Origin of the sequence: Actinomycetospora soli (assembly GCF_021026295.1) — a bacterium.
In the GTDB taxonomy this organism is placed as follows: Bacteria; Actinomycetota; Actinomycetes; order Mycobacteriales; family Pseudonocardiaceae; genus Actinomycetospora; species Actinomycetospora soli.
On sequence record NZ_JAJNDA010000001.1, the window covers coordinates 209076 to 234470 of the forward strand.

General features: G+C 75.1%; 26 protein-coding genes. 11 read left to right on the plus strand and 15 right to left on the minus strand.

Annotated elements, in window-relative coordinates; genetic code table 11:
- Nucleotides 1-28 precede the first annotated feature (28 nt).
- From LN037_RS01060 to LN037_RS01075, 4 genes are all read right to left on the minus strand, one after another.
- Nucleotides 29-310, minus strand: a complete 282-nt coding sequence (locus LN037_RS01060) for a hypothetical protein (protein ID WP_230748991.1) — start codon at nt 308-310, stop codon at nt 29-31.
- A 23-nt stretch (nt 311-333) separates the two neighbouring features.
- The gene (locus tag LN037_RS01065) at nt 334-813 is read right to left on the minus strand and encodes a (2Fe-2S)-binding protein (RefSeq protein ID WP_230748993.1); all 480 of its coding nucleotides are present in this window, start codon (nt 811-813) and stop codon (nt 334-336) included.
- A gap of 13 nt (nt 814-826) precedes the next feature.
- Nucleotides 827-3181: a molybdopterin cofactor-binding domain-containing protein gene (locus tag LN037_RS01070; protein WP_230748995.1), complete on the minus strand. Its 2355-nt coding sequence runs from the start codon at nt 3179-3181 to the stop codon at nt 827-829.
- A 250-nt stretch (nt 3182-3431) separates the two neighbouring features.
- Nucleotides 3432-5192, minus strand: a complete 1761-nt coding sequence (locus LN037_RS01075; RefSeq protein WP_230748997.1) for a pyruvate dehydrogenase — start codon at nt 5190-5192, stop codon at nt 3432-3434.
- A gap of 121 nt (nt 5193-5313) precedes the next feature.
- On the opposite strand from LN037_RS01075, the gene LN037_RS01080 reads away from it, so the two are divergent.
- Entirely contained in the window at nt 5314-6261 is a 948-nt protein-coding gene (locus LN037_RS01080; protein ID WP_230748999.1) for a permease, read from the plus strand.
- Nucleotides 6258-7031: a TIGR03943 family putative permease subunit gene (locus LN037_RS01085; protein WP_230749001.1), complete on the plus strand. Its 774-nt coding sequence runs from the start codon at nt 6258-6260 to the stop codon at nt 7029-7031. Before LN037_RS01080 ends, LN037_RS01085 begins: the two co-directional genes overlap by 4 nt.
- Here LN037_RS01085 and LN037_RS01090 read toward each other — a convergent pair whose 3' ends face one another.
- Both LN037_RS01090 and LN037_RS01095 read right to left on the minus strand, forming a co-directional pair.
- Nucleotides 7032-7370 (minus strand): STAS domain-containing protein, encoded by a 339-nt coding sequence (locus tag LN037_RS01090; RefSeq protein WP_230749003.1) that lies wholly within the window; start codon nt 7368-7370, stop codon nt 7032-7034.
- A 121-nt stretch (nt 7371-7491) separates the two neighbouring features.
- On the minus strand, nt 7492-8166 hold the full coding sequence (locus LN037_RS01095; protein ID WP_230749005.1) for a hypothetical protein: 675 nt from the start codon (nt 8164-8166) through the stop codon (nt 7492-7494).
- A 180-nt stretch (nt 8167-8346) separates the two neighbouring features.
- Here LN037_RS01095 and LN037_RS01100 point away from each other — a divergent pair, with 180 nt between their 5' ends.
- Complete coding sequence (locus LN037_RS01100) at nt 8347-9099, plus strand: hypothetical protein (RefSeq protein ID WP_230749006.1); 753 nt, start codon at nt 8347-8349, stop codon at nt 9097-9099.
- 3 nt (nt 9100-9102) lie between these two features.
- Here LN037_RS01100 and LN037_RS01105 read toward each other — a convergent pair whose 3' ends face one another.
- Nucleotides 9103-11010, minus strand: a complete 1908-nt coding sequence (locus LN037_RS01105) for a protein kinase domain-containing protein (protein WP_230749008.1) — start codon at nt 11008-11010, stop codon at nt 9103-9105.
- 218 nt (nt 11011-11228) lie between these two features.
- On the opposite strand from LN037_RS01105, the gene LN037_RS01110 reads away from it, so the two are divergent.
- From LN037_RS01110 to LN037_RS01125, 4 genes are read left to right on the plus strand one after another with little or no spacing between them, the layout of a single operon-like run.
- Nucleotides 11229-11513 (plus strand): DUF1490 family protein, encoded by a 285-nt coding sequence (locus LN037_RS01110; protein WP_230749010.1) that lies wholly within the window; start codon nt 11229-11231, stop codon nt 11511-11513.
- Nucleotide 11514: 1 nt separating this feature from the next.
- Nucleotides 11515-13734 (plus strand): heavy metal translocating P-type ATPase, encoded by a 2220-nt coding sequence (locus tag LN037_RS01115; protein WP_308286085.1) that lies wholly within the window; start codon nt 11515-11517, stop codon nt 13732-13734.
- Entirely contained in the window at nt 13731-15167 is a 1437-nt protein-coding gene (locus tag LN037_RS33245) for a YibE/F family protein (RefSeq protein WP_230749012.1), read from the plus strand. The genes LN037_RS01115 and LN037_RS33245 overlap by 4 nt, the downstream gene beginning before the upstream one ends.
- A 38-nt stretch (nt 15168-15205) precedes the next feature.
- Nucleotides 15206-16345 carry an MFS transporter gene (locus LN037_RS01125; RefSeq protein ID WP_230749014.1) on the plus strand — a complete coding sequence of 380 codons (1140 nt, stop codon included), beginning with the start codon at nt 15206-15208 and terminating at the stop codon, nt 16343-16345.
- Here the strand turns inward: LN037_RS01125 and LN037_RS01130 are convergent.
- On the minus strand, nt 16326-17699 hold the full coding sequence (locus LN037_RS01130) for a protein adenylyltransferase SelO (protein ID WP_230749016.1): 1374 nt from the start codon (nt 17697-17699) through the stop codon (nt 16326-16328). The genes LN037_RS01125 and LN037_RS01130 overlap by 20 nt on opposite strands.
- Before the next feature lie 36 nt (nt 17700-17735).
- On the opposite strand from LN037_RS01130, the gene LN037_RS01135 reads away from it, so the two are divergent.
- The gene (locus LN037_RS01135; RefSeq protein ID WP_230749018.1) at nt 17736-18506 is read left to right on the plus strand and encodes a class I SAM-dependent methyltransferase; all 771 of its coding nucleotides are present in this window, start codon (nt 17736-17738) and stop codon (nt 18504-18506) included.
- Between the two features lie 4 nt (nt 18507-18510).
- Here the strand turns inward: LN037_RS01135 and LN037_RS01140 are convergent, their stop codons facing one another.
- From LN037_RS01140 to LN037_RS01155, 4 genes are read right to left on the minus strand one after another with little or no spacing between them, the layout of a single operon-like run.
- Nucleotides 18511-19170: a potassium channel family protein gene (locus LN037_RS01140; RefSeq protein ID WP_230749020.1), complete on the minus strand. Its 660-nt coding sequence runs from the start codon at nt 19168-19170 to the stop codon at nt 18511-18513.
- Complete coding sequence (locus LN037_RS01145; RefSeq protein WP_230749022.1) at nt 19163-20491, minus strand: TrkH family potassium uptake protein; 1329 nt, start codon at nt 20489-20491, stop codon at nt 19163-19165. Before LN037_RS01145 ends, LN037_RS01140 begins: the two co-directional genes overlap by 8 nt.
- A 39-nt stretch (nt 20492-20530) precedes the next feature.
- Nucleotides 20531-20860: a DUF1330 domain-containing protein gene (locus LN037_RS01150; RefSeq protein ID WP_230749024.1), complete on the minus strand. Its 330-nt coding sequence runs from the start codon at nt 20858-20860 to the stop codon at nt 20531-20533.
- A gap of 22 nt (nt 20861-20882) precedes the next feature.
- Nucleotides 20883-21554: an MBL fold metallo-hydrolase gene (locus LN037_RS01155; RefSeq protein ID WP_230749026.1), complete on the minus strand. Its 672-nt coding sequence runs from the start codon at nt 21552-21554 to the stop codon at nt 20883-20885.
- A gap of 146 nt (nt 21555-21700) precedes the next feature.
- Here LN037_RS01155 and LN037_RS01160 point away from each other — a divergent pair, with 146 nt between their 5' ends.
- The gene (locus tag LN037_RS01160) at nt 21701-22117 is read left to right on the plus strand and encodes a DUF5994 family protein (RefSeq protein WP_230749028.1); all 417 of its coding nucleotides are present in this window, start codon (nt 21701-21703) and stop codon (nt 22115-22117) included.
- A complete protein-coding gene (locus tag LN037_RS01165; RefSeq protein WP_230749030.1) occupies nt 22114-22293 on the plus strand; it encodes an RGCVC family protein in 180 nt (59 codons plus the stop codon). The genes LN037_RS01160 and LN037_RS01165 overlap by 4 nt, the downstream gene beginning before the upstream one ends.
- 14 nt (nt 22294-22307) lie before the next feature.
- Here the strand turns inward: LN037_RS01165 and LN037_RS01170 are convergent, their stop codons facing one another.
- Nucleotides 22308-23033, minus strand: coding sequence for a TIGR03943 family putative permease subunit (locus LN037_RS01170; protein WP_230749032.1), 726 nt, complete (start codon nt 23031-23033; stop codon nt 22308-22310).
- Entirely contained in the window at nt 23030-24004 is a 975-nt protein-coding gene (locus LN037_RS01175) for a permease (protein ID WP_230749034.1), read from the minus strand. Before LN037_RS01175 ends, LN037_RS01170 begins: the two co-directional genes overlap by 4 nt.
- A gap of 62 nt (nt 24005-24066) precedes the next feature.
- On the opposite strand from LN037_RS01175, the gene LN037_RS01180 reads away from it, so the two are divergent.
- Nucleotides 24067-24915, plus strand: coding sequence for a PaaX family transcriptional regulator (locus tag LN037_RS01180; RefSeq protein ID WP_230749036.1), 849 nt, complete (start codon nt 24067-24069; stop codon nt 24913-24915).
- Nucleotides 24916-24983: 68 nt separating this feature from the next.
- On the opposite strand, the gene LN037_RS01185 is transcribed toward LN037_RS01180, so the two are convergent.
- Complete coding sequence (locus LN037_RS01185) at nt 24984-25373, minus strand: RidA family protein (RefSeq protein ID WP_230749038.1); 390 nt, start codon at nt 25371-25373, stop codon at nt 24984-24986.
- Nucleotides 25374-25395: the final 22 nt, after the last annotated feature.

Sequence of the window (25395 nt, forward strand, 5' to 3'; positions counted from 1 at the left end):
CAGAACTACTCACGGGCGCGAAGCGCACCTATTCGAACGGACCGTCCTTGACGAGGCCACCGGCCGGGCCCTCGACGAAGCGGTAGTCGGCGTTGGGCACGCGGGTGTCGGTGCCGTCGGCGGTGTCGGGACGGTTGCCCTCGACGTTGGACGCGTCGACGCCCTGCGCCAGGAGGTCGGACCCGATGGCGGTCACGGCGGTGACGCCCTGGAGGGGGCTCTGGCTCTCGTCGGCCTGCGCCACGCCCGCCAGCAGCGGCAGCGCGGCGCCGGCCAGCCCGAGGGCGGCGAGCGGCTTGCGGAAGGACACGGTTGCTCCTCGTTCTCTCGCGGTCACATCTTCTCCGCGCCGGCCTTGATGGCCTCACGGATGCGGTTGTAGGTGCCGCAGCGACAGATGTTGCGCAGCTCCTCGATCGCGGCGTCGTCGACCTCGCGGCCCTCCGCCTGGCACTGCCGGACCTTTGCGACGGCGGCCATGATCTGGCCGGGCTGGCAGTAGCCGCACTGGGCCACGTCGTTGTCGATCCAGGCCTGTTGCATCGGGTGCAGGTCGCCGCCGGGGGCGGTGTCCGCGAGCCCCTCGATGGTGGTGACCTCGTCGGTCGGCTTGATCGCCCCGACCGGCACGGAGCACGGGTTGAACGCCTTGCCGTTGATGTGGCTGGTGCACGCCTTGCAGACGTTGATGCCGCAGCCGTACTTGGGGCCGGTGACGCCGAGGAGGTCGCGGATCACCCAGAGCAGGCGGACGTCGTCCTCGACCTCGACGTCCACCGTCTCGCCGTTGAGCTTGAAGGAGTGGTTGGGCATGCGGGTCTCCTCGTCAGAACGTGGTCTCGAGGCCGTTGACCGGCGACGGCGGCACGGGCGGGGACGTCGGGTAGGGCGTGAAGGGCAGCGGGTCCTTGTGGTCCAGCGGGAAGTACGTCGGCGTCTTCCCGGTGGCGCGCACGTACGCGCAGGCGATGGCGCCGCAGGTCGCCGCGACGCCGAACTCGCCGACGCCGCCGGGCTCCGGGGCGTCGGAGTCGTCGACGACGATGATGTTCATCTCCGGCGGGGTGTTCCACTGCCGGGTGTAGAAGTAGTTGTCCCAGCTCGCCTCGACGAAGTGGCCGTCGGTGAGGTGCAGGCTCGACGTCAGCGTCATCGCCAGGGCGTCGTTGATCCCGCCCATCATCTGGGCGCGGACGCCGCGCGGGTTGATGACGAGGCCGACGTCGACGACGTAGGTCACCTTCGTGACGCGCGGCCCGGTGCGGGCCTGCCGGATCTCGCGGTTGACCGTCTCGGGGCGGCAGTCGAGCTCGACGACCGCGCAGGCCACGCCCTTGTACTCGACGTGCATGCCGATGCCCTGGGCGGTGCCGTCGGCCATCGACTTGCCCCAGTCGCCCTCCTGGGCGGCCCGGTCGACGACCTTCTTCCAGCGCTCGAGCTTGGTGAACTCGCTGCGGAACTCGTAGGGGTCCTTGCCCATCTGCGCGGCGATCCGGTCGACCATGAGCTCGCGGGCGGTGGCGACGTCCGGCGAGTAGATGTTGCGCATCGAGCTGGTGTTGAAGCGCATGTCGACCTCGCTGAGGAAGCGGGTCGAGACGCCGAAGTTGTACGGCGTCACCTGGGTCGTCTCCCAGATGCTCTCGGAGACGGTGAGGTTGCCGCCGGGCGCCTTCTGCGCGGTGGCCGTGATCGCCTCGGACAGACCGGGGTTGGTCTCGGTGGCCACGCTGGTGTGGCGGATCTCGAAGCTCGCCACCGCGTCGCCCGCGACGTTCGCCCGGATGCGCGTCGTCGCCATCGGGTGCACGCGGCCCTGGCGGGAGTCGTCGGAGCGGGTCCACATGAGCTTGACCGGCTTGCCCATCGCCTTCGAGACCTCGGCGGCCTCGAGCGCGGCGTCGAAGAAGAGCTTGCGGCCGAACGAGCCGCCGCCCTCCATGACGTGGAAGGTCACCGCGTTCTGCGGGATGCCGAGCTTCTTCGCGATCTCGTTCTGCGCGGCGATCGGGCTCTTGGCGGGGCCCCAGATCGTGGCGCTGTTCGCGCGGACGTCGGCGATGGCGCAGTTCGTCTCGAGCGAGGAGTTGCTGCGGAAGTAGAAGACGGTGTCGCTCTCGAGCGTCTTCCCGACGCCCTTCGGCACCGCCAGCGGGAGCTCGCCGCGGCGCAGCTTGCGCAGCACCGACTCGTCGTCCTCGCCGGAGACCGTGCCGGCGGCCCAGGTGGCCTCGACCGCGTTGACGGCGTCGATGCACTGCCCGTAGGTCTTCGCGCGCACGGCCACGCCGTTGCCGACCTTCACCACGTCGGTGACGCCGGGCATGGCGCGGATCGCCCCGAGGTTGCCGACCGAGCGCGGGAAGCCGTTGAGGTCGGGCGCCCGGCAGATCACCGTCGGCAGGGCGTCCGGGATCTTGAGGTCGGTGGTGAACTTCTTCTTCCCGGTCACCATGGCGAGGGCGTCGGACTTCGTCCGGTTCTTGCCGATGACGGTGAACTTCTCGCGGTCCTTCAGCACGACGTTCGCGGCCTCGGTGATCGGGGCCGCGGCCTTGGCGGTGAGCTCGCCGAAGGGCAGCGACTTCCCGTTCGGACCGGTGATGAGGCCCTGGCGGCTCGTGAGGACCGAGATGTCCTGGTCGAGCTCGTTCGCCGCCGCCCCGAGGAGCCGGCCCTGCGCGAGCGCCGCCGCGACCCGGATCGGCGTGTAGGTGCTGAAGGTGGTGCTGGAGCCGCCGGTGAGCTGGTTGAACACCAGCTCCGGGCGCGCGTCGGCGAGGGTGACCACGACCTGGTCGGGGTCGAGGTTCATCTCCTCGGCGATGATCATCTGGGTCGAGGTGATGATCCCCTGCCCGTTGTCCGACCGGGGCAGCGCGAACGAGACGGTGCCGTCCTTGTTCACCTTGACGGTGATGAGGTTGGCCGTCGGGCGGGCGCTGTCGCGGATGACGTCGAGCAGGTCGTAGACCTCGGCCGGCTGCGGTGCGGACGGCAGTGCCACCGCGGACGCGTCCGGTACCGAGTCGAAGATCGTCTGCCGGCCGATCTCGGCGGCGGTGACCAGGACCGGGGCCGCGACGAGCAGGCCGAGGAAGCTCCGGCGCCTGACGTCGGCGCGATGGGCCGGCTCGGTCGGTCGCGAGCGTGTGGTGGTCGCTCGGTGAGTGGGCATCGTCGTCCCTCCCGACAGCGTCCGATCGGCACAAGGGGGGAGCGACCGTTCGGACGAAGACTGTGTTGGGGACCTCAACGAAGTGGCGTTTTAACGGTCACGCGGCCTGACGACACGTGACTGTTGAAAGTCCGACCACCGAGCATCGTTCTCGCAGGTCAAGCGACGTGAAACAGAGATGAAAATCTGTTACTCACTCGATCGGGTGTCGCGGCGCGTCGCACGTCGACACGCCGCGACACCTCGGGGACTACCGCAACGGGTGGCGTGGGATCGAGCGGAGGTTCGCGCGCGCCAGCGTGACCATCTTCCCGACGCCGCCGGACAGGACCGTCCGCATGCCGGCCAGCGCGAACCCGCGGACCTGCTCGGCGGTGATGTGCGGTGGGATCGACAGCGCGTCGGGGTCGGTCCGGACGTCGACCAGCGACGGCCCGCGGTGGTCGAGCGCCGCGCGCAGCGCCCCGCGCAGCTCGGCCGGGCGCTCCACGGTCACCGCGTGCAGCCCGGCCGCCGCGGCGATCGCCCCGAGGTCGGCGGGCCCGTGGTCGGTCTGGAAGGACGGGAAGCCCGCCACCATCATCTCGAGCCGGATCATGCCGAGCGCGCCGTTGTTGAACGCGACGACGGTGAGGTCGAGGTCGTGCTCGGCGGCGGTGAGCAGCTCCCCGAGCAGCATCGTGAGGCCGCCGTCGCCGGACATCGACACCACCTGACGCCCCGGGTGCGACACCGCGGCGCCGATCGCGTGCGGCAGCGCGTTGGCCATCGTCCCGTGCCGGAAGGAGCCGAGGATGCGGCGCCGGCCGGTCGGGGTGATGTAGCGGGCCGCCCACACGTTGCACATGCCGGTGTCGACCGTGATGACCGCGTCGTCGGCGAGCTCGTCGTCGAGGACGTCGGCGACGTACTCCGGGTGGATCGGCGTGTGCTCGGAGACCTTCGTGGTGTACGCCTCCACCACGTGCTCGAGGGCCTCGGCGTGGTGGCGCAGCATCCGGTCGAGGAACGTCCGGTCGGTCTTCTCGCCCACCAGCGGCAGGAGCATCCGCAGGGTCTCCCCCACGTCGCCCTCCACCCCGAGCTCGAGCACGCTGCGCCGTCCCAGGTGCCGGCCATCGGCGTCCACCTGGACGGTGCGGGCCTGCGGGAGGAACCCGTCGTACGGGAAGTCGGTGCCGAGCAGGACCAGCAGCTCCGCCTCGTGCGAGGCCTCGTAGCAGGCGCCGTAGCCGAGCAGCCCGCTCATCCCGACGTCGTACGGGTTGTCGTACTGGATCCACTCCTTCCCACCCAGCGAGTGCCCGACGGGCGCCTTCACCCGCTCGGCGAGCGCGAGCACCTCGTCCCGCGCGTCCCGGGCGCCGGCGCCCACGAACAGCGTCACCCGGCCGGCCCGGTTCACGTGCTCGGCGAGCGCCTCGACCCGGTCGCGGGCGGGCACGACCACCGACGACGGGGCGACCAGGTCACCGCGCCCGGTCGGGTGCGCGGCCGCCTCCGCGGTGATGTCGCCGGGGATCACCATCACCGCGACCCCGCGGTCGGCGAGCGCGGTCTGCATCGCGATCCGCTGCAGCCGGGGCAGCTGCTGCGGCCGCGAGATCAGTTCGCACCAGCTGCTGGCCTCGAGGAAGAGCCGCTCCGGGTGGGTCTCCTGGAAGTACGTGGTGCCGATCTGCGTCGACGGGATGTGCGAGGCGATCGCGAGCACCGGGGCACCCGACCGGTGGGCGTCGTAGAGCCCCTGCACCAGGTGGGTGTTGCCCGGCCCGCAGCTGCCGGCGCACACCGCGAGCGTGCCCGTGAGCTGCGCCTCCGCCGCGGCGGCGAGAGCGCCGGCCTCCTCGTTGTGCACGTGGATCCAGTCGATCCCGCCCTGCGCCGCGCTGCCCGACCGGCGCACGGCGTCGACGATCGGGTTCAGGCTGTCGCCCACGAGCCCGTAGATGCGCCGGACGCCCGCCTGCACCAGGACCTCGATCATCTGGTCGGCGACGGTGTGTGCCATGGGGTTCCTCCGCGGGCCTCGGGTACGGCCCCGGGGTGATGCCCCGGCACCGGGCGCGTCACGCCCGTCCTAGGCTGACCGGGTCGCGCCACCCGGAGGGAGGACCCCGATCTCAGGCCCGGTGCGCACGTCGGCCCCCGTCCCGCTCGGGCTGCTCCTCGTGCTCGGGGCCCTCGGCCTCGTCGTGGCGGGCCCGGAGGTCTTCGCGATCGGCATCGGCTCCGCCCCCGCGCTGCAGACGTGGTCGACCGTCTTCGTCGCGATCGTGCTGCAGGCGCTGCCCTACCTCGCCCTCGGCGTCGTCGTGGGGGCCGTCGTGACGGTGCTCGTCCCCGACCGGGCCCTCCGGGCGGTGGTCCCGGCGAACCCGACCGCCGCGGTCCCCGTCGCCGCCGTCGCCGGCGCCGCCCTGCCGGGCTGCGAGTGCGGCTCGGTGCCGCTGGCCGCCCGCCTGGTCGACCGCGGGGTCCGCCCCTCCGCCGCCCTGGCGTTCATGCTCTCCTCGCCGGCGGTGAACCCGGTGGTGCTCGTGGCCACCGCCGTCGCCTTCCCCGGCCAGCCGCGCATGGTGCTGGCCCGGGCGGTCTCCTCGCTCGTGGTCGCCACCGTCGTCGGCTGGCTGTGGTCCCGGCTCGGGCGGCCGCTGCCGGTGCGGCGCCGGAGCCACCACCACGACGGCGGGGTGCTCGGCGTCGTCACGCACGACCTCCTGCACGCCGGCGGCTTCCTCGTCGTGGGCGCCGCGTGCGCGGCGACGCTGGACGTGGCCGTGCCCCCGACCTGGGTGGGCGCCGTGGCGGGCGTGCCCGTGCTCTCCGTGGTCGTCCTGGGGCTGCTCGCCGTGGTGCTGGCCGTGTGCTCCGAGGCCGACGCCTTCGTCGTCGCGAGCCTCACCGCGTTCTCCGACACCGCGAAGCTGGCCTTCCTCGTCGTCGGGCCCGCGATCGACGTCAAGCTCGCCGCGATGCAGGCGGGGACCTTCGGCACCCCGGTCGCGGCGCGGCTCGGTCCGCTGACCTTCGTCGTCGCGATCGCGACCACGCTCGCCGTCGGCACCGCGATCCTGTGAGACGCGACCTCGGCGCCGCCCTGCTCGTCGTCACCGGCCTGGCACTCGCCGTGTCCACCCTGACCGGCGGGTACCTCGACTACGTCCGCCCGTCGCACCGCTGGTGGCTGCTCGCGACGGCGGTGCTGCTGCTCGTGGCCGGGGCGGCCGGGCTGTTCGGCTGGGCGCGGCGCCCGGACGATCCCGACGGCGGGTCGGCGGCGGCGCGGCTGCCCACGCACGGACCGCGGGCGGTGGCGCCCGAGGTCGTGGCGGCCGCGCGGGCGGCCGACCGCGAGCGGGGCCACGGGCCCGGCCACCGGCCGGCGGTGGGGTGGTTGCTGGCGGTCCCGGTCCTGCTGGTCCTGCTCGTCCCGGCGAGCCCGCTCGGCAGCTGGGCCGCCGCGCGTCAGGGCACGACGGTCCCCGCCACGACGGTGCCGCCGGGACCACTGCCCGCGACGGGCACGCTGGAGCTCGCGGTCCCGGACTACGCGGTCCGGGCCGCCTACGACGGCGGACGCGGCCTCGCCGACCGCGACGTCGCGCTCGTCGGATTCGTGACCCCCACCGACGACGGCGGGTGGTCGGTCACGCGGACCGCCATCAGCTGCTGTGCGGCCGACGCCCGCAGCTACCTCGTCGCCGTCGACGGGGCACCGGCCCCGCCCCGCGACACGTGGGTGCGGGTGGTCGGGCGGTGGATGCCGTCGTCGACGCCGTCCACCGCCCGCCTGCGGGTGTCCGCGGTGTCCCCGGTGCCGGTCCCCGCGCGGCCCTACGTCACCTGATCAGCTCGCGGCCGGCCCGCGCCGGGACTCGGCGTACACCGCGAAGACCTGCTCGAGGGGCACGCGCTCCCAGCCGGGCGCGACGTCGGGGTGCAGGCCGCGCAGCCGGCACCCGAGGCCCCGGGCGAGCCGGTCGGCGCGGAACCGGCACAGCCGGGCCAGCGCCGACGGCGAGTCGGACCACGCCTCGCTCAGGTCCACGACGACCGCCTGGGGCACCGCGGCCAGCGCGTGCAGGAGCACGTCGAGCCGCTCCCGGGCCGGCCGGTCGAGGTCGCCGACCAGGTCGACGACGACGGTCGGGCCGCCGATCTCACGAGGGACGGGAACCGATGCCATGGAATCTCCCGGTGACCGAGTGGGAGTCGCACGGCATCGCACGTGAACCGCAGGACGAAGGAGTGCATCGTGCACCACGGGCCCGTCCCGGGTCCACGTCCGTGACGTGCCGACCGGTCGGTCAGGCCGCCACGCCGAGGGCGGAGCCGACGGAGCGCGCGACGCCCTTGAGCTGGTCGGTGGGCTTCTGCTGCTCCCCGGCCTGCGCGTTGAGGACCACCAGGGCGCCGGTGAGCGCCGGGATGACCATCTGGAGGACGGTCAGCTGACGCTGGGCCTCGGCCGCGCCGATCGGCAGGGCCTCCGCGGCCGAGCTGACCGCCTGGCCCGCCTGCTTGTCGGCCTCCTGCACGGCCTGCGCCGCGCCGCCGCGCCCCTCCTGGGTGGTGCCGCGGTCGAGGTGGGTGGTGGTGCTCGACGAGACGCCGGGCGAGTCGTGGATGACCGCGTCCTCGACCTTCTTGCCCACCACGCGGGTGTAGGCGGTCACGCCGAGCGCGGCGCCGGTGAGGACGAGCTTGGCGATCGTCGTCCCGGTGGCGCCCTTCTGCGCCGCGGCACGCTTGCGGTTGTTGACGAGGAGGCCGGCCCCACCGACGAGGTGGGCGCCGATGAGCGCGGTGTTGACCGGGCTCCACTTGGCCCAGCCGATGCTGGTGATCCGCGCGGTGGTCCGCTGCTGCTCGGCCTCCTCGGCCGCGGCGTTGAGGCCGGCGACGCCGAACAGCGAGCCGCCGAACCAGGCCGCGAGGCCGATGTCGTGGAGGGCGCGGAAACCGGTGTCGCGAGTGCTCATGCTGGTCTGCTCCTGCTGACGGGGTGCGCGCCTGCGGGGGCGCCGGAATCCGTCGGCCCGGGGGTGGACCGCCGTGCGCGGTGATGCCCCGCGCCCCCGCGGCCCGAATCGTCGTCCTTGACACGGCCCGACCCGACCCGACACGGCCCGCCCCGGGCTCCCGTCCGGCACCATCGCGGCATGACCGGAGCGGGACGGACCGGGATCGCCCTCCGCCTGCCGGGCACCGGCCCGGAGGCGGTGGCGCCGGAGCGCGCGCTCGCCGCGGTCGTCGGGTACGCGCGGGGGCGGCGCTGGCTGCGGTTCCGGTCCCCCGGGCTGCCCGAGGGCCGCTGGGTCGAGGTGCCGGCCTACGGGTGGGCGCGGTTCGACGCGCACCCGGCCAGCAGCGGCCCCGACGCGGACGTGCTGATCGCCGAGGGCCTGCACGGCCGCCTCGACCGGACGGGCTGGCACGAGGTCCACGACACGCTGCTCCGGGTCGCGCCCCTGGTGGAGGACCTGTGCGCCCGGGCGGCGGGCCGGCCCTTCTGGGCGCTGCCCGCGTCCGAGTTCTCCGTGCTGGACGAGCCGGGCACGGTCGGGGCGGCGCTGCGCCGGATCTCCGACGAGGCGGGTCCGCACGGGGCGCACGTCCTCGCGGCCCTGCACCACCGCCACCCCGCGCTGGTCCCGCACCTGACGACCACCACCCGGCGGGCGCTGCTGCCGCACGTCGAGGAGGGCGACAGCGGCGTCGAGGCGGTGGTGCACCGGGAGCTGCGGGCCAACGCCGACGCCTTCGCCGAGCTGGCGGCCGCGCTGGGCGAGGTCGCCGACGACGCCCGGCCCACGCGCCTGCGCCTGCACGACGTGCTGCTCTGGCTCGCGACCACGCTGCGCCTCGCGCACGCGGTGGAGTGCGGGCGCCGCGTGCTCGACCCGCCGTCGTGAGGTCTAGGGCGCACCCACCGTCGACACGGTGAGCTGCGGCTTCCCGACGGTGCCCGAGCAGGCCCTCCCGTCGCGCGGGAGGGTCACCGCCGCGGCGGTCCCGGGCGCGCGGACGCGCAGCCCGGAGACGTCGACGGCGCGGCAGTTCGTCGCGTCGAACTCCTTGACGGGGACGATGCGCAGCGTCGCGGCCGCCGACCCGTTCGGGGCCAGCGTCAGCGCCGGTCCGGCCGCGCCGGCCCGGCTCGCGGCCGCGCCCACCGCCTTGCCGCCCGCGACGAACCGCACCGCCGGGAAGCCCCGCAGGGTGCACGGCGCGTCCCCGCGGTTGGTGAACACGATCTTGACGGTGGCGCCCGCGCCCGCCAGCGAGGACACGACGCTGCGGCAGGCCGCGGGCGGTGCCGGCGCGGGCGGGGCTCCGGGCGGCGCCGCGGGGACGGGCGCGGCCGGGGCCGGGGCGTCGGGCCCGGCGGGGTCCTCGACCGGGGCGTCCGCGCCGCCCGCGGGGTCCGCCGCGACCGGGTCGGCGTCGACGCTCACCGGCTCGGGGGCCGGGTCCGCGGACGCGCCCGGCGCGGCGGGCCCGGGGGGCGGACCGGCCGCGGGGACGGCGGGGGCGGCGGGGAGTGCCGCCGGGGTCGTCGTCAGCGGGGCGGAGCCGCCGGTGAGCACGACCCCGCCGACCACACCGCCCGCGAGCACGAGCACAGCGGCCGCACCGAGGAGCCCGCGGCGCAGCGAGCCGGTGCGGGCGGGCGTGGCGACCGGTCCGGTGGGCGGCTCGGCCGGTCGGACGGCGGCCGGGGCGACGACCGCCGGGGTGACGGCGGCCGGGACGGGCGCCCCCGCCGGTGGCAGGACAGCGTCGTTGCTGCCACCGGGTGCCGGTGACGACGCGTTCCTGCCACCGGGGACGGGGGCCGGGCCGATCACGATCGGCGAGCGGGCCGGCAGCCCGGCGGTGAGGGCCGCCGCGGGGACGGCGAGCGTCTCCTCGTCCAGGCCCAGCGCCGGCGCGAGCGCGCGGAGCCGGGCGCGGGCGGCCTCGGCGGAGGGCCGGTCGACCGGGGCGGCGGCCGTCATGACGCCGAGGAGGTCACGCAGGTCGTCGGGCAGGCCGGCCGGCACCACCGGGTCGCGGTGCAGGCGCGCCACCGACGACTCGACGGGACCGCCCGGGAACTCCCGGCGCCCGGTCAGGCACTCGAGCAGGACGAGCCCGAGCGCGTAGACGTCGGCCGGGGACCCGACCTCGTCGCCGCGCACCTGCTCGGGCGCGAGGTAGGCGGCGGTGCCGGTGACCTGCCCGTGCGCCGTCGTCGCGGTGGCCACGGCGGCGACGCCGAAGTCCGCGAGGACCGGGTGCACGCGGGCGGGGGCGTCGTGGTCCTCGTCGGCCGCGTCCCCGGGTCCCGGGTCGGCCGGGTCGAGCAGGATGTTCGCGGGCTTGACGTCGCGGTGGACGATGCCGAGCGCGTGCACGTGGGCCAGGGCCGCGAGCAGTTCGCCCGCCAGACCGACCACCACCTCCGGTGGCAGCGGGCCGCGCTCGAGCGCGTCGGCCAGGGAGCCGCCGGGGACGAGGCGGGTCACGAGGAACACGCGGTCCCCGGTCTCCCCGACGTCGAACACCTCGAGCACGCCGGGGTGCGAGACCTGGGCCGCCGCCTGCAGCTCGCGGCGCACCGAGGCCGACTCCAGGGTCCCGACGCCGGGCGCGAACAGCTTGACGGCGACCTCGCGCTGAAGGAGGCGGTCGTGCGCCCGGTACACGGTCGCCGTCGCGCCGCGGCCCAGGCGTGCCCCGACCTCAAAGCGGTCGCCGACCAGCGTGGGGACCGCCCCGTCGTCGAGGGTGACGACGGTGCCCGCGCCGTCCGAGGTCCCGTGCTCGGTGTCCGGTTCCACCCCGTGATCGTGACCGATGCCATCCGATCGGGGTCATCCACCCCCCGATCGGAGGCACGGGCGCCCGCCGTCCGTGTTGCAATGACAGCGATAACCATGACCGACAAGGGCCACCCGGAGGTCGTGATCTCGGTCCCGACCTGCGGCTGCCCCAGAGCGGTCGGCTAGCGTCGAGGGTCGATCACGGCGTTCAGCCCCGAGCGGACGAGGAGAAGCGGATGGTGGCGTGGGGTGCCCTGGCGGCGAAGGCGGCCGGGGCCGTGGCGAGCGGCGTGGCCGGCGTCGCCGTCGTCGAGGGCGTGAAGAAGCTGTCCGGGGGCCGGGCGGTGCACCAGTCCGCGGTCGCGGTGACCACCCTCGGCCTGCGCGTCTCGCGGGCCGCGGAGACCGGCGCCGAGCGCGTCCGGCTGAACACCGCCGACGTCGTCGCCGAGGCCCGGGAGCGGCTGGGCGAGCAGGCGCCGCCGCCCGGTGCCGTCGAGAAGCACGACCACGAGCACTGACGTGACGACCGTCCGGCACCTGCACCCGGTGCACGACGACGGGTCCGCCCTGCGGGTCGTCTCCGACGCCGCGGGCCGGGTGCGTTTCGACGCCCCCGACCTGCGCGCCGCGACCGGGCTCGCCGTCGCGGTCGAGGAGGCGCTCGACGACGTCGAGGGCGTCCGCCAGGTCCACGCGTTCCCGCGCACCGGCACCCTCGTCGTCTGGTACGACCGCGACCGCTGCTCCGCCGCGACGATCGCCGCGGCCTACCGGGGCGTCACCACGTCGACCCCGCACGACGAGCCCGCGACGCGGCTCCCGCGCTCGGCGGAGGTCGGCAACGGCGATCTCCTGCGCATGGCGGTCGGTGGCATCGCGCTGCTCCTGCTCGGCGGGCGCCGCTGGGTCCTGCGCCGCCCCCCGATGCTCGGGCCGACCAGCCGCACGGTGGCCACCGGCGTCACGATCTTCACCGGCTACCCCTTCCTGCGCGGCGCGCTGCGGGCGCTGGTCGGCGGCCGGGGCGCGGGCACCGACGCCCTGGTCTCGGCGGCCACGGTGGCCTCGCTCGTGCTGCGCGAGAACGTCGTCGCGCTCACGGTGCTCTGGCTGCTCAACATCGGCGAGTACCTGCAGGACCTCACCCTGCGGCGCAGCCGCCGGGCCATCTCCGACCTGCTCACCGGCGCCCGGACCACCACGTGGATGCGCGTCGCCCCGGCCGACCCCGCGGGCGAGGCCGTGGAGGTCGAGGTGCCCATCGAGCGGGTGCGCGTCGGCGACGAGATCGTGGTCCACGAGCACGTCGTGCTCCCGGTCGACGGCGTCGTCGTGGAGGCGGCCGAGGCGGGCTGCCTCGTCGACCAGGCCGCGATCACCGGGGAGAACCTGCCGGTCACCGCCGAGGTCGGCGACGAGCTGCACGCCGGTTCGGTGCTGCTGCGCGGCCGGCTCGTGGTCCGCGCGACCGCCGTCGGCGCGGACACCGCCGTCGGCCGGATCATCGAGCGGGTCGAGGCCGCCCAGTCCGACCGGGCCCCCATCCAGACCGTCGGGGAGAACTTCTCCCGCCGCTTCGTCCCGCTCTCGTTCGCGCTCTCCGCGGCCACCCTGCTCGTCACCCGCGACGTGCGTCGCGCCATGACGATGCTGCTGGTCGCGTGCCCCTGTGCGGTCGGCCTCTCCACGCCGACCGCGATCAGCGCCGCCATCGGCAACGGCGCCCGGCGCGGCATCCTCATCAAGGGCGGCTCGCACCTCGAGGCGGCGGGTCGCGTGGACGCGGTCGTCCTCGACAAGACCGGGACGGTGACGACGGGCCGACCCGTCGTCACGAACGTCGTCTCCTTCCACGACGACTACTCCCCCGAGCAGGTCCTCGCCCTCGCGGCCTCGTCGGAGATCCACTCGCGACACCCGCTGGCGCAGGCCGTGATCCGCTCCACCGAGGAGCGGCGGATCGAGATCCCGCCGCACGAGGAGTGCGAGGTGCTCCTCGGGCAGGGCATGCGGGTGCAGGCCGACGGCCGCACGCTGCTGCTCGGCTCGCGGGCCCTGTTCAAGGAGCAGAAGGTCACGGTGTCACGGAAGGCGTCGGACTGGGTCCGCCGCCTCCAGCGCCAGGCCGAGACGCCCCTGCTCCTCGCGGTGGACGGCACACTCACCGGGCTGATCAGCCTGCGCGACACCGTGCGCCCCGAGGCCGTCGAGGTGCTCGAGGCGCTGCGGGCCGACGGCGTGCGGCGGATCGTCATGCTCTCCGGCGACCACCCCGACGTCGCCGAGGCCGTCGCCGCCGAGCTCGGCATCGACGAGTGGCGCGCCGAGGTGATGCCCGAGGACAAGCAGGACGCGGTGCGGGCCCTGCAGGCCGAGGGCTACACGGTCGCCATGGTCGGCGACGGCACCAACGACGCGCCGGCCCTCGCGCTCGCCGACCTCGGCATCGCGATGGGGGTCGCGGGCACGGACGTCGCGGTGGAGACCGCCGACGTCGCACTCGCGGGCGACCGGCTCACCGCCCTGCTCGACCTGCGTGACCTCGGCCGCCGCGGGGTCGGCGTCATCCGGCAGAACTACGGGATGTCGATCGCGGTCAACGCGGTCGGCCTCGTCGTTTCCGCCGGCGGGGCGCTCTCCCCCGTCGTCGCCGCGATCCTGCACAACGCGTCGTCCGTGGCGGTCGTCGCGAACTCGTCCCGCCTCATCCGGTACCAGGTCGAGCCCTCCCCGGCGTGACTCCCGAGGACCCGCCGACGGCGCCGATCCCGGCCGTCCCGGAGACGAGCGAACGGCCCTCCCGCGCCGCGAGGACGCGCGAGGGTGCCGGTCGCTCGGCTCCGCGGTCGGGGCCCCGGTCCCGACGGCGGGCCGGGTCGGGTCGGCGTGCGGAGCCCGCCGGGCACGGCCACGGGCACGGCCACGGGCCCGCGCCCGCCGTCGGGCGGACCGTGCGGCGGCTGCTGGCCGCGCTGCTCGTGCCGTGCGGCCTCGCCGTCGTCGTCGGGCTGGTGCTGCTGGCGCCCTCGCCGTCGGAGTACCGGGCGGTCCTGGACGGCAGCCACGCGGCGGCCGCGGGCTCGGGAGCCGGCACGACGACGGGCGCGGCGGCCGCCGTCGCGACGCAGCCGCTGGACGGGACGGTGGTGCGCGCGGGCGCGGAGGCCGACTGCGCCGACCCGACGCTGGCCGTCGAGGCCGGCGCCGGCTGCTTCCCGCTGCAGGTCCGGCTGGACGAGGGCCCGGCGTCCGGGCGGACGATCGACACCCTGCTGCCGGGCGGACCGGCGACCCCGCGGTTCGCCGACGGCGACGCGGTGGTGGTCGCCTGGTCCGGCGGCGATCCCGCCGACGCGTCGGGCTACCAGGTGGTGGACCGGCAGCGGGGTGGCTCGATGCTGCTGCTCGCGGGGGTGTTCGCGCTCGCCGTCGTGCTGCTCGGACGCTGGCAGGGCCTGGCGGCGCTCGGCGCCCTCGGCATCACGCTGCTCGTGCTGGGCCTGTTCGTGCTGCCCGCGCTGCTCACGGGCGCGGCGCCGGTGCCGGTCGCGCTCGTGGCGTCGGGCCTGATCGTCGCGGTGGTGTTCCCGACGATCCACGGGTTCTCCGCACGCACGGCCACGGCGGCGCTGGGCACGGTGATGTCGCTGGGCCTGATCGGGGTACTGGCGCTCGTGTTCGGCGGGCTGACCCGGCTCACCGGCCTCGACGACTCGTCCACCGAGCTCATCGGGGTGCTCGGCGCGGGCATCGACGCGCGCGGTCTCCTGCTCGCCGGGCTGATCATCGGCGCGCTCGGCGTCCTCGACGACGTCACGGTCACCCAGACCTCGACCGTGTGGGAGCTCCACCGCGCCGACCCGTCGTCGGGAACGCGGGAGCTCTACGCGGCGGCGATGCGCGTGGGGCGCGACCACGTGGCGTCGGCGGTGAACACCCTCGTGCTCGCCTACGCGGGCGCGGCGCTGCCGCTGCTGCTGCTGTTCACGCTCTCCGGGCGCGGGGTCGGCGACCTGCTGACGGCCGAGGACGTGGCGCAGGAGGTGCTGCGGACGCTCGTGGGATCGATCGGGATCGTCGCGGCAGTACCGGTGACGACGCTCGTCGCCGCGGTGGTGGCGCGGTCGGGGCGTGCACCCCGACCCGGGAGATCGGCGCTCCCACGCGCGTAGATGCTGCGGAAGTGCCGCTCGCTCGACAGGGTGATCGCGTGCGGACGACCGAGACACGGGTGGCGATCGCCGGGGCGGGCGTGGTGGGCGTCGCGTTCGGCATGGCGCGGTTCTGCTTCGGGCTCACGCTGCCGGAGCTGCGCGTGGACCCCGGGCTCTCGACGACGGGTGTGCCCGAGGCCGTCCTCGGGCTCATCGCGGGCGGGACGTTCGCCGGGTTCCTCGCCGGCATCGTGTGCGCGCCGCTGCTCGCCGCCCGCCGTGGACCGCGGGCGCCGACCACCGTCGGTGGGGTGTGCGGCGCGCTCGGCGCGCTGATCGTGGTGCTCGCGGGCTCGCCCGGGGTGCTCGCGGTCGGGGCCGTGCTCGCCGGCAGCGCCGCCGGCTGGGTGTGGGCGCCCTACTCCGACATCGCCCGCGCGACGGTCGACCCCGACCGCCGACCCCGTCTGCTCTCGTTCATCAGCACCGGCACGTGCGGCGGGCTGGTGCTGATCGCGGTAATCGCGGTCGCGGCGAGCACCACCTGGCGCGCCGCGTGGGCGGCGGTGGCCGTGTGCTCCGCCCTCGCGGCCCTGCTCAACCTGCGCTGGGTGCCCGCGGTGCCGCCGACCCCGGTCGCCGACCGGCGCCCGGTCCCGTGGCGGGCGCTGCGCCTGCCGGCGCTGTACGCCGTCGTCTACCAGGCCGGGACGGCGGTGGCGTTCACCTACTCCGCCGACGTCGCCACGCGGGCGGGCCTGTCCTCGGGGGTCCGCCCGGTGCTCTTCGTGATCATCGGTGTGCTCGGCCTCGCCGGGCTGTTCACGGGCGCGATGACGGCCCGCGTCGGGCCCCCGCGGGTGGCGGCCGGGTGCCTGCTGACGATCGGCGTGGCCCTGCTGCTGCTCGCGTTCGGGGACCGGTCGCCGGTGATCGCCCTGCTCGCGGCGGCCGTCTTCGCCGCGCCCTACATGGTCGGGGCGGCGACGCTCGCGGTCTGGACCGGCAGCGTCGCGTCCTCCGACCCCGGCCGGGCCCTGTCGGTCGCCATGGTCGTCGGCGCACTCGGGGCGATCGCCGCGCCGGTGGTCGTGGGCGCGCTCGTCACCGCGCTGGGCCTGCCGGTGCTGCTGGTGGCCTTCGCGGTGCTGTGCGGCGGGGTCGGCGCCGGTCTCGTCAGGTCCCGCAGTACGTGACGAACGGCCCCGAGCCCGGCTCGGCGTAACGCTCCCGGCCCGGCTGCTCCGTGTACGGCCTCGTCACGACCTGGAGGATCTCCTGGAACGGGCCGAGGTCGCCCCGCTCGGCGGCCGTCAGGGCCTCGTCGACCAGGTGGTTGCGGGGCACGTAGAGCGGGTTGACGTGCTCGCGGTCCAGCTCGGGGTGCCAGCGCTGCGCCCACGCGTCGTACGCGTCGCGGTCGAGGAAGTGGTCGCGCGGGTTCGGCGCGCGGAAGAACGTCGTCCAGTCGACCTGCTGGGCGTGCAGCAGGGCGAGCAGGTCGGCGACGAGGTCGGGGTCGGGCTCGCGCAGCCCCAGCTTCGCGGCCATCCCGGCCTGGAAGTGCCGCTCGTAGACGTCCCCGAACTCCTGCACCACGGCGGTCGCCTGCTCGATCGCGGCGTCCTGGTCCTCGTCGATCAGGGGAAGGAGCGCCTCGCCGAGGCGAGCCAGGTTCCACCGCGCGATCGGCGGCTGGTGACCGTAGGCGTACCGCCCGGCGTGGTCGATCGAGCTGAACACGGTCTGCGGGTCGTAGCGGTCCATGAACGCGCAGGGGCCGTAGTCGATCGTCTCGCCGGAGATCGTGGTGTTGTCGGTGTTCATCACGCCGTGGATGAAGCCGACGAGCATCCAGCGGGCGATCAGCTCGGCCTGCGCGTGCACCACACGGCGGTAGAAGTCGAGGTAGCCGTCGGCGTCGGGGTGGTGCTGCGCGATCGCGTGGTCGGCGAGGGCACGCACGACGTCGGGACCGCCGTTGGCCGCCGCGTACTGGAACGTGCCGACCCGGATGTGGCTCGAGGCCACCCGCGCGAGCACCGCGCCGGGCAGCAGGCCCGTGTCGCGCGGGACGTCCTCCCCCGTCGTCGACACCGCGAGCCCCCGGCTGGTGGGGATGCCGAGAGCGTGCATGGCCTCGCCCATGAGGTACTCGCGCAGCATCGGGCCGAGCGCGGCCTTCCCGTCGCCGCCGCGCGCGAAGGGTGTGCGACCGGAGCCCTTGAGGTGCAGGTCGTGCCGGTGGCCCCGCGGGTCGACGAGCTCGCCGAGCAGCAGCGCCCGGCCGTCGCCGAGGCGTGGCTGGTACATGCCGAACTGGTGGCCCGAGTAGACCATCGCCACCGGCTGCACCCCCTCGGGCACGGTGCCGGTCAGCAGGCCGGACTCCCGCAGCTGCGCCGGGTCGAGCCCCAGCTCACCGGCCAGCTCCTCGTTCACCACCAGGGGGTTCGGGTGCGGCGCGGCCGCGGCGGTCCACGGCGTGACCAGGTGCGGGACGGCGTCGGCGTAGGTGTGCTCGAGCTGCTGCGCGATCGCGGTGCTCACGCCCTCGACGCTACGCGGACGTGCGACGGTGTGCCGGTGACCGCCTACAGCCAGGGGCACGCCGCGAGCGTGCTGCGCTCGCAGACGTGGCGCACCGTCGACAACTCGGCCGCCTACCTCGCCCCGCACCTGCGTCCCGACCAGCGCGTTCTCGACGTCGGGTGTGGTCCCGGGACCATCACCGCGGACCTGGCGACGCGGGTCGGCTCCGTCCTCGGTGTGGACGCCGACCCGGGCGTGGTGGAGAAGGCCCGGGCGCTCGGGGTCGAGGCGGTCGTCGGCGACGTGTCCGCGCTGCCGGACGGGCCGTTCGACGTCGTCCACGCCCACCAGGTGCTGCTCCACCTGACCGATCCCGTGGCCGCGCTGCGCGAGATGATCCGGGTGACCGCGCCGGGCGGGCTCGTCGCGGTCCGCGACTGCGACTACGCCGGGATCGTGCTCCACCCGCACGACCCGCGGCTCGACCGGTGGCTGGAGATCTACCGAGGCGTGGCCCGGGCGCACGGGACGGAGCCGGACGCGGGGCGGCGGGTCCTCGCCTGGGCGCACGCGGCGGGCGCGACGGACGTGACCCCGTCCGCGTCGATCTGGTGCCACGCGACGCCCGACGAGCGCGCCTGGTGGGGCGGACAGTGGGCCGAGCGCATCGTGGACTCGACGATCGCCGAGCGCGCCGTCGCGGGCGGCTTCGCGACCCGCGCGGAACTCGCCGACATCGCCGCGGCCTGGCGGGCGTGGGCCGCGCACCCCGACGGCTGGTTCTCCCTGCCGCACGGCGAGGTGCTGATCCGCGTCCCCGGGTGAGGGGTCAGGAGTCCTCGAGCAGCTTCTCGACGTCCTCGTCGCGACCCACGACGAGGACGATGTCGCCCCGGCGGACGACGGTGTCGTCGGTGGCCGAGGTGAACTCCTCGTCGCGGCGCTTGATCGAGACCACCGTGACGCGGTAGCGGTCCCTGATCTCGGAGCTGCCGAGCGGGACGTCGATCAGACCGCGGGGCGGTCGGAGCTTCGCCAGGGCGCACCCGTCGTCGAGCCGCAGGTAGTCGAGCGCCGTGCCGGAGACGAGGTGGGCCACCCGCTGGCCCATGTCCTGCTCGGGGAAGACGACGTGGTGGGCGCCGATGCGCTCGAGGATCCGGCCGTGGTGGGTGCTGATCGCCCGCGCCCAGATGTCGGGCACCCCGAGATCCACCAGCAACGACGTCACCAGGATGCTGTCCTCGAGGTGGTCCCCGACGGCGACGACCGCGCGACGGTAGTCGCCCACCCCGAGCTGGCGCAGGGTCTCCAGGTCCGTGCAGTCGGCGGTCACCACCTGGCCGATGTCGCGGGAGACCGCCTGCACCACGTCGTGCGAGGCGTCGATGGCGAGCACCTCGGTGCCCTGCCGGGTCAGCTCGAGGGCGATTGACGCACCGAAGCGACCCAGCCCCACGACGACCACCGGCTCGTGCGCGTCACCCAATGATCGTCCTCTCCTCGGGCCGGCGGTACCGACGCGGTCGTTCCCGCAGGGCCAGGGCGGACGCCAGCGCGAGCGGACCGAGGCGGCCGATGAACATGAGCACGACGAGCAGGATCTCCGCGGCGTCGGGCAGGTCGGCCGTGATACCCGTCGAGAGCCCGACCGTACCGAGGGCCGAGAGCACCTCGAAGAGCACGCGCTCGGTGGCGTGCGGGGTGACGCTCAGGACCACGAAGGTGGAGACGACGACGAGGCCGAGGCCGAGCAGCGCCACCGCGAGCGCCTGCCGTTGGTTGGCCTCCGGGATCCGGCGGGTCCCGACGTCGACGTCGGCCTCGCTGCGCATCTCGGCCCACAGCACCAACGCCAGCAGCCCGAACGTCGTCACCTTGATGCCGCCCGCGGTGCTCGCGCTCCCGCCGCCGATGAACATGAGGACGTCGGTGACGAGCCAACTCTCCGGGGTCATGCTCCCGACGTCGACCGCCGAGAAGCCGCCGCTGCGCGGCATGACCGCCGAGAAGAACCCGGCCAGGAGCTTGTCGCCGACCCCCATCGGTCCGAGCGTCGCCGGGTTCCCGTACTCCAGGCCCGTGAGCACCACGGTGCCGAGCACCAGCAGGGTGCCGGACGTGACGACCGTGATCCGGGTGGTCACCGACCAGGTCCGGGGTCGGTACGAGCGCACGAGCTCGAAGATCACCGGGAAGCCGAGGCCCCCGACGATGACGGCGAGCGCCACCGGCAGGAGCATCCAGGGGTCGCCGGCGAACCCGATCATGCCGTCCGGCCAGAGCACGAACCCGCCGTTGTTGAACGCCGACACCGCGTGAAAGAGGCCCTCCCACACCGCGGTGGCGAGCCCGGCGTCGTAGCCGAGATGCAGCCGCAGGGCGAGGACGACGGCGGTGACGGCCTCCCCGGCGAGGCTGAACAGGACGACGTTGCGCAGGACACGACGGACGTCGCTCAGGTCGAGGCTGCCCGACTGGGCCTGTGCGACCAGCCGCGCCCGCAGGCCGAGCCGGCGCGACACCAGCACCACGAGCAGGGACGCCACCGTCATGATGCTCAGCCCGCCGATCTGCATGAGCCCGGCGAGGACGACGTGCCCGAACGACGACCAGTGGGCGCCGGTGTCCACCGTGACCAGTCCCGTCACGCACACCGCCGACGTCGCGGTGAACAGGGCGTCGAGCAGTCCGGCGCCCTCCGGTCCGGCCGCGGCCGTCGGCAGCATGAGCAGCCCGGTCCCGACCCCGATCCCGCCCGCGAAGGCGAGGGCGATCACGACGGCGGGATGACCCGCCCTGGTGGCCACGGCGGGAGTCTCGCACGCGCGGCCGGGCGCCGCGGCCGCTCAGCGGTCGTGGAGCACGGGGCGCAGGTCCTCGAGCCGGTCGTAGGCCCACCAGAGGTAGTTCTCGGTGCCGCCCTCGCGCAGGGGGTGCAGGTCGGTGTGGTCGGGGTCGTCCTTGAACGCCTGGAACGCCTCCGGCGACGGCCACTCGACGAGGACCATCACCTGGCGCGGGGTGTCCCCCGTCGACGGGCAGTCCGCGCTGAGCCTCCCGAGCGCGACGACCCGTCCGCCGTGCTTGCCCACCGCCTCCACCGACCGCTTCGAGTAGGCCTTGTAGTCGTCGTTCGGGGCGAGGTCGAACAGGTTCAGGGCGTAGACGGCGCTCATGGGCCGGAGCCTCGCACGTTCGTCAGCCGGTGATGCCCCGGATCCACCGGTCGCCGCGCACGGGGTGGCCGTGGGTGGACACGACGAGCGCGGGCTCGAGGGCGGCCATCGCGCGCCGCGACGCCTCGGTGGCGGCCGGGTCGTGGTGGAGGCCGGCGGGCAGCGGGAGCCACCGGGGTGCCGCGGGGTCGGCGGCGACGTTGATCGGTCCGTCGCCGACGACCAGGAGACGGTCGGCGGCCCGCCAGAACGCGAGCAGGCCGGGACTGTGGCCGGGCTGGGCGACCACCTCGAACCCGGCGACCGCGTCGCCGGGCGCCAGGCGTCGGTCGACGGGCCGCCGCTGCCGCGCGAGCGGGGCGACGCCGCGCCGGCCGATCGCGCCCGAGTGCCAGGCGACGCTGCCGTGCTCGAACCCGTCAGCCTCGACCGCGCTCATGGCCAGCGGGGCGCCGGTGTGCGCGCAGAGCCAGGCCGAGGACCCGACGTGGTCGCCGTGGGCGTGGGTGACGGCGTGCTCGACGACGTCGCGCCCCCGCAGGAAGCCGGCCAGCCGTCCCGCCGACCAGGGGAAGCCGGCGTCGATCACCACGTCCCCCGCGGGCCCCTCGACGACGACGGTGTTGAACAGGTGACGGGGGAAGAGGGCCCCGACGTGGACCCCGTCGGCGACCGTCTTCAGCGCGGGCGGCATGACCGGTGACCCTGGCACACGGCCGCGGACCGTGGGCGGGCGCGTACGGTGGCCGTACCGGGGGTTTCCTGCACGTCGGCGGTCGAGTCGGCGTCGTCGTCGGCGCAGTCCTCGCCCGGTCGACGACCGGAGACGGGAGTGCCGGCATGAGCCCGGCCCCGGACACGACCACCGCACGCACGCGGCTGAAGCCCCCAGGACCCGCCACCGGATTCGTGGACGGCGCCTGGTGGCCCCGCTCCGAGGACCTGGCGGCCGAACTGCCCCCGCTGCTCGAGGACGTCCACGACCGGGGCGACGTCGCCCGCGTCGCCTACCACCTCGACGACTGGACAGCCGCTCCGCGGCGGCTCGCGCCCGGCCGGGTGCGGCTCGAGGGGTTCCGGACCACCGCCCCGCACTCGGTGACGCTCGTCGGCCCGGCCGGTCTGCGCCTCGTGCTGCTCGTGATCCCGTCGTCGACCCCGGAGGGAACGGCCGAGGCGGCGATGACGGCGGCCGCGGCTCCCGACGACCGACGGTCCCCCGCCGATCTCCTCGACGGGGCGGAGACCGCCCCGTGAGCGACGCAGCGCCGGCCGGGCGGCACGAGGCGATGCAGGGTCCGGGCGCGACGTGTGCCATGTGCCCGCACCCGTGGGCGGAGCACGACGCCCTGGGACGGCGCTTCTGCACCGCCACCCAGGTCGGGGTGTGGTCGCGCGGGTGCATCTGCACCCCGCCGCAGCGACCACGCTGACCGCCCCGGCCGGCTCAGTACTCGTACGCCGGCGACGGCTCGCGCACCTCGACGGCGTCGAGCACCGTCACCGTCGGGACGAAACCGGTCCCGCGGGTCGCCGTGCCCGGGACGAGCCGGACCCGCGCGTCCACCCACCGGTCGCCGCCGACCCCGGGCGGCCCGACCAGGGACCGCGCGTCGTCGAGGTGCACGCGCACGGGGCTCGCGTCCGCGGCGCAGCACGAGATGACCAGCCGGGCCAGATCCGTGCCCCGACCGTCGCGGGCGGGCACCACGAACCCGGTCAGCGTGACCTCCCGCCCGGCCAGCGCCCCGCCGTCCGGGCTCGCCGCCGCCCGCGCCACCAGGTCGACCACCGGGATCGCCGGCGCGTCGCCGGGCGGCAGCGGCTCCTCGGGCGCCCGCCCCACCGCGACCGTGCGCGAACCGGCGAGGTCGACCGCGTCCGAACCCAACGACGGGGGCGCGGCCAGCAGCACCACGAGCGCGGGCACGAGCAGCAGCCAGGCGGACCGGCCGGACCCGTGCTCGTGCCCGTCGTCGTCCGCCGGTTCCGGGCGCCGCCGCAGGTCCCGCGCGACGTCGAGCAGCGCCAGCCCGATCACCACCACGCCCGCCAGCGCCACGAGCGGAGCCATCCCCGGCCGGACGTAGTGCAGCACCGTGCCGTCCGCGACGATCAGCACCAGCACCGCGCCGACGAACACGAGCAGCGCGTTCCGCACCTCGCGCGTCACAGCCCGACCACCAGCCCCGCGCCGACCCCGCACAGCACGGCCACCACGAACGTCAGCGGCGCGAACCGCGCCGCGAAGCCCCGCCCGAACGTCCCTGCCTGCAGCGCGATGAGCTTGAGGTCGACGGCGGGACCGACGACGAGGAACACCAGCCGCGGCAGCAGCGGCAGCGCCGAGAGCGACGCCGCGACGAACGCGTCGCCCTCGCTGCACAGCGACATCACGACGGCCAGCAGCGCCATCACCAGGACGGCGAGCACCACCTGCTCCCCCAGGCCCGCGACCCACGCCTCGGGCACGACCGTCGTGAGCACCGCGGCCGCGAGACCTCCGAGCACGAGGAAGCCGCCCGCGTCCACCAGGTCGTGCCGCGCCGTCGCGGCCGCGACCCGCCACCGGGGGCCGTCACCCGTCGTCGGGACCCGCCGCACCCGCTCGGCCAGCCACTCCGCACGACCGGCGCGGGCCCAGACCCAGCCGACCACGCTCGCCGTCAGGAACGAGCCGAGGAAGCGGGCGCCGACCATCTCCGGTGCGTCGGGGAACGCGACCGCCGTGGCCACCAGCACCACCGGGTTCACGGCCGGGGCCGCGAGCAGGAACGCGAGCGCCACCGCGTCGGGCACGCCGCGCGCGATGAGCCGCCGCGCCACGGGCACCGACGCGCACTCGCACCCGGGCAGCGCCACCCCCGCCGCGACCGCCACCGGGACCGCCGCGCCCGGCCGCGACGGCAGCACCCGACGCAGCGCGAGGGGCGAGACGTAGGCCGTCAGCACCCCCGAGAGCAGCACGCCGAGCACCAGGAACGGGAGAGCCTGCACGACGACGGCCACGAACACCGTCGCCCCCACCCGCAGCTGCGGCGTGACCAGCGGATCCACCCCGAGCACCCGCAGTCCGAGCGCGACGACGAGCACGGCGGCGAGGACCTCCACGCCGCCCGGCCGCCGCACCGCACCCGTCGTCATGATCGCGATGGTGACAGAGGGGTCCGACGGCGTGGGACGGAACGGGCACCTACGGTGGGCGGGTGAGCACGGTGGAGGTGCGTGAGGTCGAGAGCCCGGCGGCTCCCCGCGCACTGATCGTGTCCCTGTTCGGCCTCTACGCCCGGGAGCTGGGCGGATGGATGTCGGTCGCGACGATCGTGCGCCTGATGGCCGACCTCGGGGTCGACGAACAGGCCACCCGCTCGGCCGTCTTCCGGCTCAAGAAGCGCGCCTGGCTGGACGCGGAGAAGGACGGCCGGACGGCGGGCTACCGAGCGTCGCCCGAGGCCCTGGCGATCCTCGCGGAGGGCGACGAGCGCATCTTCGGCCGCCGCCGGGCGACCGCCGACGACGGGTGGCTGCTCGTCGTGTTCTCCGTCCCGGAGTCCGAGCGCGACAAACGCCACCAGCTCCGGACGACGTTGACCCGGCTCGGCCTGGGGACGATCGGGCCGGGCACGTGGGTCGCGCCCGGCCACCTCGACGACGCGGTCCTCGGCGCCCTGGACCGGGCCGGGCTGCGGCAGTTCACCGACGTCTTCCGGGCCACGCACCTGTCGGGGACCTCGGCACGCGAGACGATCGCCGCCTGGTGGGACCTCGAGGCGCTCGAGGGCACCTACGCCGACTACCTGCAGCGGTTCGCGGCCGTCGCCGACCGGCTCGCCGAGGACCCGACCGACGACCCGGATGACGCCGCGCAGGCGTTCGCCGACTACGTCCCCGCCATCACGGCCTGGCGCCGCCTGCCCTACCTCGACCCCGGGCTGCCGCTCGACGCCCTGCCCGAGGACTGGATCGGCCTGCGGGCCGAGGCGCTCTTCGCCCGCTTCCGCGAGCACCTGGCCGGGCCGGCCGCCGCGCACGTCCGGGCGGTCGTGCGCGGCTGAGGCGGGATCGACGACGTGGCGTTCCTGCCACTGGACGCCGGTGACGACGCTCTGCTGCCACACGCGGGCTACACCGACGCGACCGCCTGGATCTCCACCAGCGCCTCGGTCTGCCACAGGCCGGTGACGCCGACCCCGGTCATCGCCGGGTAGTCGCGGCCGACCAGCTCCTTCCACACGGCGCCGATCTCCTTGCCGTGCGCCTGGTAGTCGGGGATGTCGGTCAGGTAGATCGTCACCGACAGGAACCGCTGCGGGTCGCCCCCGGCCCCCCGCAGGGAGACGATCACGTTCGACAGCGCCTGACGGAACTGCTCGACGATCCCGCCCGGCACGATCCTCCCGTCGGCGTCCAGGGCCGTCTGCCCGGAGAGCCAGACGGTGTCCCCGCAGCGCACGGCGTGGGTGAAGCCGCTGGGCTTCGCGAGGGACGCCGGGTTGTGCAGCGAGATGGTCATGAACTCCTCCTGGTGTCGCGGA